The sequence below is a fragment of the Pseudomonas sp. DCB_AW genome (assembly GCF_026240895.1).
Lineage (GTDB): Bacteria > Pseudomonadota > Gammaproteobacteria > Pseudomonadales > Pseudomonadaceae > Aquipseudomonas > Aquipseudomonas kermanshahensis.
This window is the reverse complement of record NZ_JAPFCE010000009.1, coordinates 1-16,895: the sequence shown is the minus strand read 5'-3', so window position 1 is coordinate 16,895 and position 16,895 is coordinate 1. Positions and strand designations below refer to the sequence as shown.

Sequence of the window (16,895 nt, the reverse complement as noted above, 5' to 3'; positions counted from 1 at the left end):
TCGAGCTGCCACGCTCGTACCTCAACCCCGTCATTTGGCGGGGCTTTTTTTTGCCTGCGGCTCACACCTCACCGGTTTTTTTGTAGGAGCAGCCTTGTGCTGCGAAAGGGCCGGTACCACCGCCAACATTTCCAGCGCCTGGCAGGGCCTCTTCGCAGCACAAGGCTGCTCCTACAAGGGGTGCGCCTATAGTTTGTGGTACCTCTGCCGATAACCCGTACACAGCATCACACATGGCCGCTTGCCAGCCCTCGGGACATGATGCAACCTTGCCAGATACGCCGCCGACCAGGCCGTGTTTCCCTCTTCAAGCGAGTCTTCGATGAAAAGCCAACCCGATGCCGCCAGCCGTGTGGCGGCCGAGGTCGTCACGCAGCTACCCGTGCCCTCGCGGCTCGGCATGCTGCGTTTCGAAAGGCTCAACGAAGCCACCTGGGCCATGCTCTACCTCGACCCCACCTGCGAACGCCAGTTCGGCCTGCAGGCAGGCGAGCTGTGCGCCTTGGTCGATTCGCCCTATGCCAGCCTGATGGAACCCGAAGCCCGCTACAGGCTGCACGACGAGATCCAGTCGCAGCTTGCCCGGCGTGGCTACTACCGCGTGCGCTACACCTTGCATGCACCTGGCGCGTCACTGCGCCTGCTGGAGGCCGGGGAAGCCTACAGGCAACACAACCGGCAACTGCTGCGCGGCTACCTGAGCGTACTCGACGACCCGCCCGAAGACGCCGCCGACCCTGACGCCAGTGACCTGGAATCGCGCAACAACCGCCTGCAATTGGCCCTGCAGCTCAACCAGCGCGCCCAGCAAGAACAGCTTGAACACCTGGAGCGTGTGCGCGGCCAGCAAGACCTGATCCTGCGCCTGGCCCGCCAGCGTTACAGCGCAGAGAACTCGCTGCTCGAAGCCGCCGAGCTGATCACCCAGAGCGCCTGCGAAATCTACAAGGTCGACAGCGCCAGCATCTGGCACCTGGAAGGCCAGCGCCTGGAGCCGATCAGTGCCTGGTACCGCCACGAGCAGGAGCATCGCCTGCCAGAAGCCATCGATGCCAGCCACTTTCCCGACTACCTCGACGCCCTCCACGCCAGCCGCGCCATCGACGCCCACAACGCCAACCACGACCCGCGCACCCGCGCCCTGACGCAGAGCCTGTGCCCCGACAACAAAGCCATGCTCGATGCCAGCGTGCGCGTCGATGGCCAGGTAATCGGGGTGTTGTGCCTGGAGCAAAGTGGCCAGCCGCGTGCCTGGCAGTCCGATGAAATCGCCTTTGCCGGTGAGCTGGCCGACCAGTTCGCCCAGGTCATCACCAACCACAACCGACGCACTGCGGCCAGCGCCCTGCACCTGTTCCAGCGCGCCGTGGAACAAAGCGCCAGTGCCTTTTTGCTGGTCAACCGCGACGGTGTGGTGGAATACGTCAATCCAAGCTTCACGGCGATCACCCAGTACAGCACCGATGAAGTGCAGGGCCGCCAACTGGCCGAGCTGCCAGCCCTGGAAAACCTCAGCGAGCTGCTGTTCGATTCGCCATCGAGCCTGGCCATGGGCAACAGCTGGCAAGGCGAATTCAAGAGCCGGCGCAAAAACCTCGAGCCCTACTGGGGCCAACTGTCGATATCCAAGGTGTATGGCGACAACCGTGAGCTGACCCACTACATCGGCATCTACGAAGACGTCACCCAGACCAAGCTGGCCCAACAGCGCATCGAGCGCCTGGCCTACACCGACAACCTGACCAACCTGGGCAACCGCCCGGCGTTCATCCGCAGCCTCGACGAGCGCTTTGCCCGTAACAGCGAGAGCTCGATGTGCTTGCTGCTGGTAGACATCGACAACTTCAAGCGCATCAACGACAGCCTCGGCCACCAGACCGGCGACAAGCTGTTGGTCAGCCTGGCCCGCCGACTGCGCAACAGCCTAAGCGCCGGTGGCATCCTGGCGCGTTTCGCCAGCAACGAGTTCGCTGTGCTGCTCGACGACACCCGCCTGGAAGACGGCCAGGACGTCGCCCAGCAGTTGCTGCACACCCTCGACAAGCCGATGTTCGTCGACAACCAGCTGATCAACGTCACCGCCTCGGTGGGCCTTGCCTGCGCGCCGCTGCACGGCATCGACCCGGCGAGCCTGATGAAAAACGCAGGCCTGGCGCTGCACAAGGCCAAGGCCAACGGCAAGCACCAGGTGCAGGTGTTTACCGAAGTGCTCAATGCCGAGGCCAGTTACAAGCTGTTCGTCGAGAACAACCTGCGCCGCGCCCTGACCCAGAACGAACTGGAAGTGTTCTACCAGCCCAAGCTGTGCCTGCGCAGCGGCCGCCTGCTAGGGTTGGAAGCACTGCTGCGCTGGAACCACCCCGAGCGCGGCATGATCCGCCCGGACCAGTTCATCAGCGTGGCCGAGGAAACCGGCCTGATCATCCCAATCGGCAAGTGGGTGGTGCGCCAGTCGTGCCGCATGAGCCAGCAACTGCGCGAGGCCGGCCTGGGCAACTTGCACGTGGCCATCAACCTGTCGCCCAAGCAATTCTCCGACCCGGACCTGGTAGCCTCGATCAGTTCGATCCTCAAGGAAGAAGCGCTGCCCTCGCACCTGCTGGAGTTGGAACTGACCGAAGGCCTGCTGCTGGAAGCGACCGAAGACACCCACCGCCAGCTCGACGAGCTCAAGGCCCTGGGCCTGACCCTGGCGATGGACGATTTCGGCACGGGCTATTCGTCGTTGAGCTACTTGAAGAAGTTTCCGATCGACATCATCAAGATCGACCGCAGCTTCATCAACGAAATCCCGGATAACCAGGACGACATGGAAATCACCTCGGCGGTGGTGGCCATGGCCCACAACCTCAAGCTCAAGGTGGTTGCCGAAGGGATCGAGACCCCGGCGCAGCTGGCGTTTCTGCGCAGGCACCGGTGCGACGTGGGCCAGGGGTACCTGTTCGATCGGCCGATTCCGGGGCGTGAACTGGCCGAGCGACTGAAGCGCTATCCGCGCGGTCCAATGGCCTGACAGCAGCGTTAACCTCGGGCACTATAGAGCCCATAAGGGCCTCTTCGCGGGCAAGCCCGCTCCCACAGGGTCATCACAACCTTTGATACCTGTGCGGTACCTGTGGGAGCGGGCTTGCCCGCGAATGCCCCAGCACCTATCTACCTGACATACAGAGGAACGGCCATGGTCCTGCGTTCGGAAATCCTGGTGAACAAAAACGTCATGCCAACCGCGGAGCAGGCCCTGCCTGGCCGCGAAACGCCAATGTCGCTGCCCGAGTTCCACTATGTGTTCGAAGGCACCCCGCTGCTCGGCCCCTTCTTCGAAGGTGCCATCGACTTCGCCATCTTCGGCCTGGGCTGCTTCTGGGGCGCCGAGCGCCGCTTCTGGCAGCGTGAAGGCGTGGTCAGCACGGTGGTCGGCTATGCCGGCGGCTTCACCCCCAACCCCACGTACGAAGAAGTCTGTTCCGGCCTGACCGGCCACACCGAAGTGGTGCTAGTGGTGTTCGACAAGGACAAAGTCAGCTACCGCGAGCTGCTGGCCATGTTCTGGGAACTGCACAACCCAACCCAGGGCATGCGCCAGGGCAACGACGTCGGCACCCAGTACCGCTCGGCCATCTACTGCACCTCGCCGCAGCAGCTCGAAGAAGCCAAGGCCAGCCGCGACGCCTTCCAGGCCGAGCTGAACAAGGCCGGTTTCGGTGAGATCACCACCGAGATCGACCAGGCCCCGACCGTGTACTTCGCCGAAGCCTACCACCAGCAGTACCTGGCCAAGAACCCGGACGGCTACTGCGGTATTGGCGGTACCGGTGTGTGCCTGCCACCCAGCCTGCAGGGCAACTGAACCATGGCCACGATGACCCTGTTCCACTCGCCGCTGTCGCCCTTCGTGCGCAAGGTCATGGTGGTGCTGCACGAGACCGGCCAGCTTGACCGCGTCACCCTGCAGCCGGTGAACATCAGCCCCGTGAGTGGTGATGACCAGCTCAACCAGGGCAACCCGATCGGCAAGATCCCGGCCCTGCGCCTGGACGACGGCACGGTGCTGCACGACAGCCGGGTGATTTGCGAGTACCTCGACCTGCAGCACGTCGGCCTGCCATTGCTGCCGCGTGAAGGCTCGGCGCGCTGGCGGCGCATGACCTTGGCGTCGCAGGCTGATGCGATCATGGATGCGGCGGTGTCGAGCCGCTATGAGAGCTTCCTGCGGCCTGAGGACAAGCGTTGGGATGGCTGGCTCGAGGCGCAGGGTGACAAGATCCGCCGCAGCCTGGCCAACCTGGAACAGGAACATCTGGCGGAGCTGATCTCGGGCTTTGATCTGGCTGCCATTGGTGTTGCCTGTGCGCTGGGTTATCTGGATTTGCGTCAGCCTGAATTTGGTTGGCGTGAGCGCCAGCCAGGGCTGGCGAAGTGGTATGCCGAGGTGGTCCAGCGGCCGTCGATGGTTGCTACCTCTCCAGCGGCCTGACGGGCCTCTTCGCAGCACAAGGCTGCTCCTACACGGTAACGCGCGCCCTGTAGGAGCAGCCTTGTGCTGCGAATGCCTTACCTCGGTATCACAGGAAACAACTCCCCAATCCTGCGCGCCAACCACCGCCCAAGCTCTCTGTCCTCCCTCATGCCGCCCTCCCCACCCGCGCCCAGTCCAGCCGCCGGGTCAGCACCATGAACACGCCCAACAAACCAAAGCACAGCAACGACCCCATCAACAGCGCGTAGTCCTCGGCGCTGAGCAGCCCATAAAGCATCCCGTACAACGCCGCTAACCCCGCCGCAAACCCAACCCCACGCCCCAGGCTGCGCAGCACGTGGCTCAGGTAGAAGCCAATCAGCAACACACAGGCCAAAGCCGACAGCCCATACGCCGGGCCAAAGCCGATGTGTTCGGACATCGACAGCAACAGCAGGTAGAAAAACGCCAACGCCACACCCACCAGGATGTACTGCACCGGGTGCACGCTGAGGTTCTTCAGCACCTCGAACAGGAAGAAGCCGGCAAAGGTCAGGGCAATGAACAGCAATGCGTATTTGATCGCCCGCTCGCTCTTCAGGTACTGATCAACCGGGTCGACAAAGCTGACGCCAAAGGTGCGCTCGCTGAAGTCCTCACAGTGCCCGGCCGTGGCGCACTGGCGCAGGGCATCTTCAAGGTTGGTGGCGAAGAACGACGTCTGCCAATGGGCAGTGAAGCCTTGGGCATCGATGTCGCGACGGCTGGGCAGGTAACTGCCGATGAAGCTTGGGTGCGGCCAGTTGGCGTGCATATCGACACTGCTGGTACGGCCAACCGGCAACACCTGCAACTGGCCAGTGCCTTGCAGCGCCAGGTCGAAGCCGTAGCTGAACTCCCGCGCTTGCAGGCCATCCAGCCCTGGCACGCTGGCATGCACGCCACCGCGCATCCAGTCGAGCCCGGTCCCCGCTTCGAAGGGCAACTTGCGCTCGTCGAGCGTCAGCTCCAGGCCATTCTCGATGCCACGAATGTCGCTGATGCCCACCACCAGAAAGGGCTTGTCGAACCGGTAGTCTTCGAAATCCTTGTCGATGCCCCAGCGTTCGGGGAGCTTGAAGCGACCACTGATGCGGCCTTTGGCGTGAAACAGCCGCGCCTGGTAGATGCCGCGAGAACGCAGCTCGGTGTCGACACCCAGATCGGCCTCGAAGGTTTCCGGCAGGAAGTACAGGTGGCCGGCGATGCTGCTGGTCTCCTGGGTACGCTCGCCGTCCTTGTCGATCCAGCGGCGCTGGTACTTGCGGTAAGGCACCACCAGCAGCGGGCCACTGAGTTGCTGGTCGAAGCTGGCGCTCTGGGCGATGTCACGCACCACACTGTCACGCAAGGTCTGGCGCTCGTCGATGAGGCCGTTGATCATCAGCAGGGGGATCAGCAATAGCACCATCAGCAGGGCAATCATGCCGAGCTTGAATCCAAGGGTCTTGTTCATAGGGCCTCCTTTGGCAGTGGGCGCAGTGTCTGCGCCTTGCGTGGAGACCTTGGGGAGACTGTGTGGAGATTCGGTGTTTTCAGCTGATACGCCGCACCGGCAGCCACAACCTTACCCGCACACCGCCATCGACGTTATCGACTGCAAGCGAACCGCCATGCAGCTGCATCACCTCGGCTACAAAATTCAGCCCCAGCCCAGTGCTCTTGCGCCCACTCCCCGGCCGCGGCAGCGAGTAAAACCGCTCACTCACCCGCCCAATGGCATACGCCGGTATCGCCTGCCCCTGGTTGAACAGGCTCAACGCCACCCGCCCACCGTCGCGCTCAAGCTCGAACAACAACGCCCCACCGGCCGGGGTAAAGTCCAGCGCATTGTCGAGCAGGTTGGCCAACGCCTGGCGCATCAGAAACGGATCGCACAACAACCGCAAACCGGCCGGCACCCGCTGCCGCACCTGCAGGCCTGCCGCTTCGATGCGTGCCGCATGGGCCAACAGCAATTCGTCGACCAGTGCCGCCAACGCCACCTGCTGTTCATCCTCCAGCGCTTGCATCTGCTCCACGCGGGCGAGGTTGAGCAGGCGTTCGATCATCTGCTGCAGGCGCTCGCTTTCGCGCTCGATGTTGCCGGCAAAGCGCGCCCGCTGTTCGGCCGGCATATCGCCCTGCAGCAGCTCGGAGGCTCCGCGGATGGCCGCCAGTGGGCTTTTCAGTTCGTGGGTCAAGGTGTGCACATAGCGCTCGACGTAGGCCTTGCCTTCCAGCTGCGTGCGCATGCGCTCCACTGCATTGGCCAAGTGCGCCAGCTCACCGCCCTTGTAATGCGGCAGCGCCGCCCGCTCACCTTCGCTGACCGCCTGGGCGTAACGAGCCAGCCTGCGCAGCGAGCGCGCCAGCCACCACGACAGCGCTGCGCCAATCAACAAGCCCAGGCCGATCAAGCCCAGGCCCAACGTGAGCAAACGCTGCTCGGAGCGGTCGATGTAGGGTTGCAGCGAGCTGTTGGGCTTGGCCACGGTAACCACGCCGATGATCTGGCCGTCTTCGATGATCGGCGCGGCCACATGCATCACCGAAGTGCTTTCGTCATCGGCGACACTGCGCGTGGAGCGGGCGCCGTACTCGCCGCGCAGGGTGAGGTAAACGTCATTCCACTTCGAGTAATCCTTGCCCAGGTCCTCACCGCTGGAGTCGAGCAGCACGATGCCTTTGGCGTCGGTCACGTAGATGCGGTGGCTGACCTGGTTCTTCGCCAAGCCCCAGATCTGCGCGCCCGGGCTGCGCGAACCGTAAGCCTTGAGTACTTCGGGCAAGCGGCTTTGCCCGAGGGTGCCGGCCTTGACGGCATCGTGCAGGATCTCCGCCAGCAGGTTGGCGGTGTCGACCAAGGTTTCTTCGGACGATTGGCGCACCACCGGGCGGATCTGTTCGCGCACCGTGTTTAGCAGGAAGTACCCCGCCAGCCCGACGAACAGGAAGTACACCAGGAAGATCCGGATGCCCAGGCGCATCAGGCGTGATCCGGGCTGTAACTGTAGCCGAGGCCGCGGTGGGTCTGTATCGGTTCTGCCTCGCTGGCGACCAGGCGCAGCTTGGCGCGCAGGCTCTTGATGTGGCTATCGATGGTGCGCTCGTAGCCCACGTCAGACGCCACGCCCAGGGCATCGAGCAGTTGCTCGCGGCTGAACACCCGCTGGGGGTGTTCCAGCAGGCACTGCAGCAAACGAAACTCGTGGCGGGTCAGGCTCAGCGGCTGGTTACGGTAGCTGATCTGCATGCGCAGGGTGTCGAGCTGGAACAGCGTTGCCGCCGCGACGGGCTCAACACGTGGTGCCATGCGTTTAAGGATGGCCCGCACCCGTGCCGCCACCTCGCGGGGGCTGAAGGGTTTGACCACGTAGTCGTCGGCGCCGATCTCCAGGCCCACCACCCGGTCGATTTCGCCATCGCGGGCGCTGAGGAACATCACCGGCACCTCGCTGAAGCGGCGCAGTTGGCGGCATGTTTCGAAACCACTGATATCGGGCAGGCCGATGTCGAGGATGATCAGGTCGGCCGGGCGCTGGCGCTGCTGGTCGAGGGCGGCGCTGCCCAGGGTCACCCACTCGGTGCTGTGGCCGTCGGCCTGCAGGGCGTAGACCAGAGTGTCGGCGATGGCGGCTTCGTCTTCGACGATGAGGATATGGGGCATGGTGTCCGGCCTGGCTGGGGGCGTAGCTGGACATTGTAGGAGCAGCCTTGTGCTGCGAAAAGGCCGGTATCGTCAGCACATTTGCTGCGTCTGGCATGGACTCTTCGCAGCACAAGGCTGCTCCTACACGGAGGAACGGGTGAAATTTTGGTCAGCAGTCCGGCTTGCCGGCGGTGAACTTCTTGGCCGGGTTGACCGCTGCCTTGAACTCACGCAACGCCTTGGAGCCAATCAACAGCGGGTAGTTGAAACTGCTGCGGTCCACCAGGTTCACTTCAACCGTGCGCTTCACATCACCCAGGCACAGCTCCAGGTCGACCACCGGGCGCTTGGAGATTTCCGGCGCATCGCCCTCTTCCTCTTCGTCGGCACGGCCCTTGATCTTGCTGATGCGCGAGACCTTGTGCTCGTAGACCTTGCCGTCGGACTCTTTGGTCGCCAGGCGGAAGCGTACCCACTCATCGCCATCGCGGGTGAACAGCTCGATGTCCTTGGCCGACAGCGATGCGGTGAAGGCACCGGTGTCCATCTTGGCCTTCAAGGTCTCGCCAATCTCCGGCAGGGCGATGTTTTCGTAACGGCCATAAATCGTCGGCTCGGCGGCCATGACCGGCAAGGCGAACAGTGACAACAGGGCAAGCAGTGATTTCACGGGTTACGCTTCCTTGAGTGCAGACAGTGCTTAGACTGCATGAGTTGAATAGGTTCGTCTGTACACGGTAATCAACACAATGTGAAACATTTGTCCTCGCCGCTGGGCATTGGGCATTTGGCGTAGGCCGCATCGCTGCTTATCATTGCCGGCTGTTTTTATCTCACTACAAGAGTTCCTTTATGCGTCGCCTGCTGACCGGCATTCTCACAACCCTCCTGCTGCTGCTCAACACCGTGGTGTTGATCTGCCCGCTGCTGGTCTTTGCCCTGCTCAAGCTGGTGCTGCCGGGCCGTGGCCGTGACTATGCCTCTGCGGCGGTGATGTGGGTCGCCGAAACCTGGTCAGAGATCGACAAGGCGATTTTCGCCCTGTGCATCCCCACCCAGTGGGATATCCGCGGCGTTGACCGCCTGCGCAAGGACACCTCGTACCTGGCCGTGAGCAATCACCAGACCTGGGTCGACATCCCCGCGCTGATCGAAAGCCTCAACCGCCGCACGCCGTTCTTCAAGTTCTTCCTCAAGAAGGAGCTGATTTGGGTGCCACTGCTGGGCCTGGCCTGGTGGGGGCTGGATTACCCGTTCATGAAGCGCTACAGCAAGGCGTTTCTGGACAAGCACCCCGAGCTCAAGGGCAAGGACCTGGAAATCACCAAGGCCGCCTGCGAGCTGTTCAAGCGTCAGCCGGTGACGGTGGTCAATTATCTTGAAGGCACCCGCTTCACCGAGGCCAAGCACCGCGAACAGCAATCGCCCTATCGCTATCTGCTCAAGCCAAAGGCAGGCGGCGTGGCATTCGTGCTGGCAGCGCTGGGCGAGCAACTGGACGCACTGCTGGACGTGACCATCGTCTATCCCGGCAACCAGGCGCCGGGGTTCTGGGCCTTGCTCAATGGCAGCATCAGCCGGGTGATTATCGACATTCAGGTGCGTGAACTGGAGCCGGCTCTGTGGGATGGGGATTACGAGAATGATCCTGAGTTCCGGCAGACCGTACAGGCCTGGGTGAACCAGCTGTGGCTCGAAAAGGACCAGCGGATTGAGTTGTTGCGGGCAGAAATGAACTGAGATTTCCATGGCCTGTATCGGCCTCTTCGCGGGTGAACCCGCTCCCACAGGGATTGAACAGGCCTTGAGCTTTGCGCAGTACCTGTAGGAGCGGGTTCACCCGCGAAGAGGCCAACACAGGCGCAGCAAAGCCTCAATTAAAACCAGGACTAATAATTAGAATAAGTAATACTTTTTTGTCATCGCCCACCTAAGTGGATAAAAATCGACCAAAGCACAACTACAAAAATGCCTGGATCGATCGATGGCCAACCAATCTAGCTCCGCCCCGCCCCAGCTTCGCCGTGTCCTGGGCCTGCCCGCCCTGGTCTTCTTCGGCCTGGTGTACATGGTCCCGCTGACCATCTTCACCACCTACGGCATCGTCACCGAACTCACCGGTGGCCGCACCGCTGGCGCCTACCTGGTTACGCTGGTGGCCATGCTGTTCACCGCCGCGTCCTACAGTTTCATGGTCAAACGCTTCCCGGTTGCGGGCTCGGCGTACTCCTACACCAACATGGCCTTCGGCCAGAACGTTGGTTTCCTGGCCGGTTGGTCGCTGCTGCTCGATTACTTGTTCCTGCCGATGATCAACTACCTGCTGATCGGCCTGTTCCTCAACATCGCCTTCCCGGCTGTGCCCGCCTGGGCCTTCGTGCTCGCCTCCATCGCCCTGGTGACCGTGCTCAACGTGGTCGGCATCAACTCGGTGGCTAAAACCAGCAACCTGATCGTCGGTGCGCAGATCGTGTTTATCGGGGTATTCGTGGCCTTGTCCTGCCAGACCCTGGCCGGCCAACCGCTAGACCTGCTCTCGCCGCTGATGGGTGACGGCACACAACCTGGCTTCGGCCCGCTGATGGCGGGCGCCGCAGTACTGTGCCTGTCGTTCCTCGGCTTCGATGCCGTCTCCACCCTGGCCGAAGAATGCCGCGATGCCCGCCGCGACGTGCCACGGGCGATCATCCTCACCACGCTCTTCGCAGGCGTACTGTTCACCGCGCTGGCCTACGTCAGCCAGCTGGTGCTGCCGGGCAGCACCTTTGCAAACGCCGATGCGGCGGCCAATGAAGTAATGTTCAAGGCAGGCGGGCAATTCCTCGCCAACTTCTTTACCGCCGCCTTCGTCGCCGGCAGCCTGGGTTCGGCACTGGCCTCGCAGGCAGCGGTGTCGCGCATCCTGTTCACCATGGGGCGCGACAATGTGCTGCCGCAGCGCACGTTCGGTTACCTGTCGCCGCGTTTTGGCACGCCGGTGTTCGCCATTTTGCTGGTGTCGGCGTTTTCGCTGTTGGCGCTGGTGATCGACCTGTCCACCCTCGCCTCGCTGATCAGCTTTGGCGCACTGGTAGCGTTCTCGGCGGTGAACCTGGCGGTGGTGAAGACGCACCTGATGGATGACGGGGCCCAGCGTAACCTCAAGGGGCTGCTGTGCTATGGCCTGGTGCCGTTGGTGGGGTTGGCGCTGACGTTATGGCTGTGGACCAGCCTCTCGGCGCTGACCTTGGTGATTGGCCTGTGCTGGTTTGCCTTCGGACTGGCGTACCTGGCGTTACTGACGGCCGGCTTCCGCCGCCCTGTGCAACTTGTAACTTTCTCAGAAGCGAGCTGATTAACCATGGCCATGGACGGCCCTACCTAGAATTTCGTTACTAAATTACCTAGTTTTTTTGCTAGTAGTACGAAAAATGGCACTGCCTCATGCTAAGGATTCGCCAACATGAGACGGCAGCCATGAGAACCGCTAAACCGCACAACATATTTCCATCACCTGCAGGTAGTTATTCAAGCTATACACCCTATGGCTATCGAGCAGCCGTTAACGCTGGCTCGCGGATCGCTTATGCAGGCGAATGGCTAGAGCTACTGCTTGACGGATACTTTCTGGGAAATGGTTATCGGGTCTACAGCACTGTGCTCATGAGATTTATATCACCAGACAGCTTTAGCCCATTTGACAAAGGAGGCCTCGGCTCATATTGCTACTGCGGCGACGACCCGATCAACAACGTTGACCCTAGCGGGCATATGTTTAGCCGAGGAAAAGAAACTCAAATGAATTACACACCTGTTGCTGCCAACGCCAAAACCCCGACGTTGAGCACGCACAGAAAACCCACGACCAAACCTATTCCAAAAGACATGACAAGAACACTTGTAGAAAAACGAGAACTAAAAATTGCAAACTTGGGGAAAATAAGACATGAAATACAAGAAGCCATGAGCGTCGGAAATATTGAACTAGCCGGAGAATTAGATAAAGCTTATGACGTGCAGTCCGAAGCTATAAAAGCGAGCGACGACGCTCTTAACAAGCTCTACACACCCGAACAAACTCCGAGCAAGACGCTTGGCCCTCAAATCCAACAGCCAGCTAACATCACTAAAAATGTGAGACAAGGCGAGAGTTGAAAACTCATCAGTTATACATCAGAGGCAGCTTAGACCTACTGCCTCTTTATCTACTAATCTATTCGACGTCAATCAAACAGACGGCGGGGTTACGGTCGGCGTAGTCCACAAACTCCCCAGATTCTGCAGCAACGACCCGGCAATCCCCTGCTGCCCCAGGTACTGCAGAATCAACGGCGCAAACTGCCCGATCATCCCGGTATCCATGCCCAGCGCCTTGAACGCGCTGTCCAGGTCACTGCGGTTCTCCACGTTGTTGCCCAGCGCATTGTTCAACGCCGACTGGCTTTCGCTGTTCTTGCCCAGCAGCTCACCCAGCCCGCTCAACCCGCCCAACGCATTGGCACCGGACAGCAAGTCCAGCCCAGGCACAGCTTTGGTCAGCTGACCGTAGTCGTCGGAACTCAGGTTATTGCGCGCCAAACCCAGCATCGCCCCCGCCCCGCCCACGGCCTGTTCCGGGGTGATCTTGAGTTCACTACCCAAGGTATTGAGCAAATTGGCCTGCGCCTCGGGCGCCTGGACCTGGCCCTGTTGTTTTTGGTTCTGCATGGCCGACACGGCATTGGCGGCATCGCTGAGGTTGAAGGCGAACACCGGGCTTGCGGCCAGGGTCATCAGGGTTGCCAGGGTTGCCAGGGTTGCCAGGGTGAATGCTTTCATCGGGAGGGACCTCGTGGGCCGGGATGGCCTGGGAAACGAGGCATTCGACTGGAGGATTGGTGGTTTGTTCCAGGCCGCGTATCGGGGTATGTCGCGTACCCTCTGTGTGCGGGCTTGCCCGCGAAGGGCCGCGCAGCGGCCCCGCTAACTGACAGGCCCAACCCTCACTGTCAATCCGCACCCTCTCATTCCGGGACCGTACACCTAGCTCCCAGCCTGGTGGTGATCGCTCGACCCAAGCACCTATCATTTTTGCTAGTTGTTAAACCAATAACGCATAGCTACATTTATCAAAGCATTACATTTCTCACAAATTATTATGGATGTACCATGAAACGCGAAGGCACTGTCCATTACTTCTACCAAAGCGGCAAGCTCTCCAGCGTACAGCAAGGTGGCCAAATATTCAGGAGCATACAAACTCCTGACATTCCACTTGCACAACGAAATACCGATACACTATTGGGTACTGGACTGTTGGCAGTAGAAAATGGCGGTTCGGTGCTCAGGTTGCATGCCCCCCCAAAAACAGAAGTCCATGCATTCACTGCTTACGGTTACGATCCAACTCTCCCCTCGTCAAGCACTGTCTTAGGTTTTAATGCAGAACGGCTCGACACAGGGTCTGAAAGCTATGTACTGGGCAATGGCTATCGGGTGTTTAGTCCCATACTGATGCGATTTTTATCTCCTGATTCGCTAAGCCCCTTCGATGACGGAGGCATTAACGCATATACCTATTGCGCCGGAGACCCCATTAATCACTTAGACCCCTCAGGTCATGCCCCCCCAGGAAAAAAATACGATTCGGCAGGCACTACCACCCGCAAACCTTTGCCGTCAGAAAGCCCTATGACGCTTAAGCTAAAAGAATTAAAACAAGAACGCGCCAAGCTGAATCCGCAGGAAACTCTCCTGAGAGAAAATCAAAACAAGGTTTTGAATTATTTATACCACAAGCCAGGCAAGCTTAAAAAATTGGATGAGCATTTACAAAACGCCCGATTTAAAAATGAAATAGCAGCGCGCGGTCACTCGAACTCTGACGCTGCGTTCAAGCAAATCGTCGACGCACAAAAAGCTGAAAGCGCTGTAAAAAACTTTTACAACGTAAATCCAGGAGTTCAGAACATGTACGAACTCAATAATGCCAACATAAAACTTGATCAAAAAATTTCATCTCTAGATAGAAAAATAAATAGCTTGGAGTATGAAATTTCTGTCATCAGAGATGAGTAACACATAGATTTGGCGATGCTAATGCCGAGCTGGGGATGATGCGCTGAGTCATGGGTTGGCAGGGCTGGCCGCTTCGCGGGCAAACCCCACAGGTTATGAGGCAGTTCTGGGGAAGCTGTAAAACTGTTATTTCTGCCAGTATCGAAATTCTTGCAGCTGTTCAAAATGGGCTTCAGGCACTCCTTATACATCCAGAGCAGCAGAGACCTGAATCATGAGCAAAGCATCGAACCGTTCGCTTTTCTTCTACCAGGGCGACAAGCTGATCACCGTCAAACGAGGCGAACAACTCCACGCCATCTTCCGCAATGCGGATATGCCCCTGGCCGAGGTGCAGACGGGCGAAATGTCTGGCGGGGGGGTACTCGCAACCGATGACAAGGGGTCCGTGTTCAGCGTTCAAGTTGCAGATGGCCTGGAAGGCCATAATTTCTCAGCCTACGGCCACGATCCGACCTTGCCCTCGATGCGAACAACGACTGGCTTTAATGGCGAAGCTTACGAGCCAGATTCGGCCAGTTACCTGCTGGGCCTTGGATTGCGCAGCTACTCTCCTCGTCTTAGACGTTTTTGTGCTGCAGACAACTGGAGCCCATTCGGAAAAGGTGGCTTGAATGCTTATTGCTACTGTGGGGGTGACCCCATCAACTTTGTCGACCCAAGTGGACATATGAGGCGACATATGGAGCAGGTTGTTATAGGAAATGGCCAAAGATACAAAGTCAACGAGAATATGGCCGTTGCTATTGGTCCAAAACCCACAGCGCAACCGAGGCCCACACCACCACCCGCTTCCCAACATAATCATGTGCAAGGCCATTACTATAGCTTGCCCCACATTGCTTCTCGGCCACCTGCTGAACCGCAACTTGCCGTCCTGACCACGACCAGGCGAAATTCATCTCCTGCAACACTCAACACGCCTATAGCATCGCCAGTGCTATCAGTCGATAGCACCCCTTCAGTCTCACGCAGCCCCAGCGCTGACTCGCTGCCCCAACTTCCGTACCACGTCAGGAGCTGGGGTGCGGCACAGAACAGTCCGTTCAGTTCAATGGCTAGCCAAATTAGGCAACCCACTGACGAGTTTCCAAGTGCGCCGTCACATCGCCATGAATGAATAGCATGTGTGTGTCTAGAAAAAAGCCCCTCATTCGAGGGGCTTTTATCTCAACTTAAATTACGCCGCGCCCCACATCTTGTGCGGGTCGATCACAAACTTCTTCGGCACACCCGCATCAAACTCGCCATACCCTTCCGGCGCCTGGTCGAGGTTGATCACCTGCACACCAACCACCTCAGCAATGTTGATACGGTCCCACATGATCGCCTGCATCAGCTGGCGGTTGTACTTCATGGTCGGGGTCTGGCCGGTGTGGAAGCTGTGCGATTTTGCCCACCCCAGGCCAAAGCGGATGCTCAGGGCGCCGATCTTGGCAGCGGCATCGGAGGCGCCCGGGTCTTCAGTCACGTACAGGCCCGGGATACCGATGCTGCCGGCAACGCGGGTAACCTGCATCAGCGAGTTCAGCACGGTGGCCGGGGCTTCATGCTTGGCACCCTCGTGGCCATGGCCGCGGGCCTCGAAACCAACGGCATCGACGGCGCAGTCCACTTCCGGCTCACCGAGAATGTCGATGATCTGCTCGTGCAGCGGGGTGTCCTTGGACAGGTCGACCACTTCGAAGCCCTGCGACTTGGCGTGCGCCAAGCGGGCCTGGTTGAGGTCACCGACGATTACGCAGGCAGCGCCCAGCAGGCGTGCCGAGGCAGCAGCGGCCAGGCCAACCGGGCCGGCGCCCGCGACGTAAACGGTGCTGCCTGGGCCTACGCCCGCCGTCACGGCGCCGTGGTAGCCGGTGGGCAGAATGTCGGACAGGCAGGTCAGGTCACGGATTTTTTCCATGGCCTTGTCGCGATCCGGCAGTTTCAGCAGGTTGAAGTCAGCGTACGGCACCAGCACGTACTCGGCCTGGCCACCGGTCCAGTCGCCCATGTCGACGTAGCCGTAGGCACCGCCGGCGCGGGCCGGGTTTACAGTGAGGCAGACGCCGGTGTGCATTTCTTTGCAGGAGCGGCAGCGGCCGCAGGCGACGTTGAACGGTACCGACACCAGGTCGCCTTTTTTCAGGCGTTCGACATCACGCCCCAACTCGACGATTTCACCGGTGATTTCGTGGCCCAGAACCAGGCCGACCTGGGCAGTGGTACGGCCGCGGACCATGTGCTGGTCGGAGCCGCAGATGTTGGTGGAGACCACCTTGAGAATCACGCCGTGTTCAATCTTCTTGCCGCGCGGGTCCTGCATTTTCGGGTAGTCGATCTTCTGCACCTCGACCTTGCCGGCGCCGAGATACACCACTCCACGATTGCCAGACATGCTCTTACCTCGCTTGATTTTTATTTATGCAGCGTTGGTTGAAGCGCCGCCATCCATGGGCGGCATGTGTTACTGGGATGAGGGGAATTGTGGGCCTGATGGGGCGAGTTGCGCTGACTGAAAACGACAGGGGGATGCCTTTTTACGGCAGGGGATAATGTGTTGGGCCATTCGCGGGTAAACCCGCTCCCACAGGTACAGCGCCGCATTCGAAAGCGGCGGTGCACCTGTAGGAGCAACTGTCTTTGAGGATTTTTTTGAAGTTGGCCCCCGCTAGGCATAGCTTCGCCAGCGATACCACGTAGCGGTGTCGCTGGCGAAGCCCGCGTTTAGTAGATCAATCCTCGATTGCT

14 protein-coding genes are annotated in these 16,895 nt (G+C 59.9%); 8 read left to right on the top strand and 6 right to left on the bottom strand.

Annotated elements, in window-relative coordinates; genetic code table 11:
• Positions 1-322 precede the first annotated feature (322 nt).
• From OO306_RS08195 to OO306_RS08185, 3 genes are all read left to right on the top strand, one after another.
• Positions 323-3,013, top strand: coding sequence for a bifunctional diguanylate cyclase/phosphodiesterase (locus OO306_RS08195; protein WP_027594322.1), 2,691 nt, complete (start codon positions 323-325; stop codon positions 3,011-3,013).
• Between the two features lie 165 nt (positions 3,014-3,178).
• On the top strand, positions 3,179-3,847 hold the full coding sequence (gene msrA / locus OO306_RS08190; protein ID WP_085274042.1) for a peptide-methionine (S)-S-oxide reductase MsrA: 669 nt from the start codon (positions 3,179-3,181) through the stop codon (positions 3,845-3,847).
• 3 nt (positions 3,848-3,850) lie between these two features.
• Complete coding sequence (locus tag OO306_RS08185) at positions 3,851-4,474, top strand: glutathione S-transferase N-terminal domain-containing protein (protein WP_265968313.1); 624 nt, start codon at positions 3,851-3,853, stop codon at positions 4,472-4,474.
• 148 nt (positions 4,475-4,622) lie between these two features.
• Here the strand turns inward: OO306_RS08185 and creD are convergent, their stop codons facing one another.
• From creD to OO306_RS08165, 4 genes are all read right to left on the bottom strand, one after another.
• Positions 4,623-5,951, bottom strand: a complete 1,329-nt coding sequence (gene creD / locus OO306_RS08180) for a cell envelope integrity protein CreD (protein ID WP_265968311.1) — start codon at positions 5,949-5,951, stop codon at positions 4,623-4,625.
• Between the two features lie 79 nt (positions 5,952-6,030).
• Entirely contained in the window at positions 6,031-7,464 is a 1,434-nt protein-coding gene (gene creC, locus OO306_RS08175; RefSeq protein WP_265968310.1) for a two-component system sensor histidine kinase CreC, read from the bottom strand.
• Complete coding sequence (gene creB / locus OO306_RS08170) at positions 7,464-8,144, bottom strand: two-component system response regulator CreB (protein ID WP_265968309.1); 681 nt, start codon at positions 8,142-8,144, stop codon at positions 7,464-7,466. The genes creC and creB overlap by 1 nt, the downstream gene beginning before the upstream one ends.
• A 151-nt stretch (positions 8,145-8,295) precedes the next feature.
• Positions 8,296-8,796, bottom strand: coding sequence for an ATP-dependent zinc protease (locus OO306_RS08165; protein ID WP_099428126.1), 501 nt, complete (start codon positions 8,794-8,796; stop codon positions 8,296-8,298).
• A 182-nt stretch (positions 8,797-8,978) separates the two neighbouring features.
• Here OO306_RS08165 and OO306_RS08160 point away from each other — a divergent pair, with 182 nt between their 5' ends.
• The 3 genes from OO306_RS08160 to OO306_RS08150 all read left to right on the top strand — a co-directional run bounded on the left by OO306_RS08160 (position 8,979) and on the right by OO306_RS08150 (position 12,260).
• Positions 8,979-9,866 (top strand): acyltransferase, encoded by an 888-nt coding sequence (locus OO306_RS08160; protein WP_265968307.1) that lies wholly within the window; start codon positions 8,979-8,981, stop codon positions 9,864-9,866.
• A 244-nt stretch (positions 9,867-10,110) separates the two neighbouring features.
• Positions 10,111-11,460, top strand: a complete 1,350-nt coding sequence (locus tag OO306_RS08155; RefSeq protein WP_265968306.1) for an APC family permease — start codon at positions 10,111-10,113, stop codon at positions 11,458-11,460.
• 122 nt (positions 11,461-11,582) lie between these two features.
• The gene (locus OO306_RS08150; protein ID WP_265968305.1) at positions 11,583-12,260 is read left to right on the top strand and encodes an RHS repeat-associated core domain-containing protein; all 678 of its coding nucleotides are present in this window, start codon (positions 11,583-11,585) and stop codon (positions 12,258-12,260) included.
• Between the two features lie 72 nt (positions 12,261-12,332).
• On the opposite strand, the gene OO306_RS08145 is transcribed toward OO306_RS08150, so the two are convergent.
• Positions 12,333-12,923 (bottom strand): DUF2780 domain-containing protein, encoded by a 591-nt coding sequence (locus tag OO306_RS08145; RefSeq protein WP_265968304.1) that lies wholly within the window; start codon positions 12,921-12,923, stop codon positions 12,333-12,335.
• Positions 12,924-13,253: 330 nt separating this feature from the next.
• Between OO306_RS08145 and OO306_RS08140 the strand changes: the two genes are divergently transcribed.
• Positions 13,254-14,162: an RHS repeat-associated core domain-containing protein gene (locus OO306_RS08140; protein WP_265968303.1), complete on the top strand. Its 909-nt coding sequence runs from the start codon at positions 13,254-13,256 to the stop codon at positions 14,160-14,162.
• A 214-nt stretch (positions 14,163-14,376) separates the two neighbouring features.
• Positions 14,377-15,282 (top strand): RHS repeat-associated core domain-containing protein, encoded by a 906-nt coding sequence (locus tag OO306_RS08135; protein ID WP_265968302.1) that lies wholly within the window; start codon positions 14,377-14,379, stop codon positions 15,280-15,282.
• 60 nt (positions 15,283-15,342) lie between these two features.
• Here OO306_RS08135 and fdhA read toward each other — a convergent pair whose 3' ends face one another.
• Positions 15,343-16,542, bottom strand: a complete 1,200-nt coding sequence (gene fdhA / locus OO306_RS08130; RefSeq protein ID WP_027594311.1) for a formaldehyde dehydrogenase, glutathione-independent — start codon at positions 16,540-16,542, stop codon at positions 15,343-15,345.
• Positions 16,543-16,895: the final 353 nt, after the last annotated feature.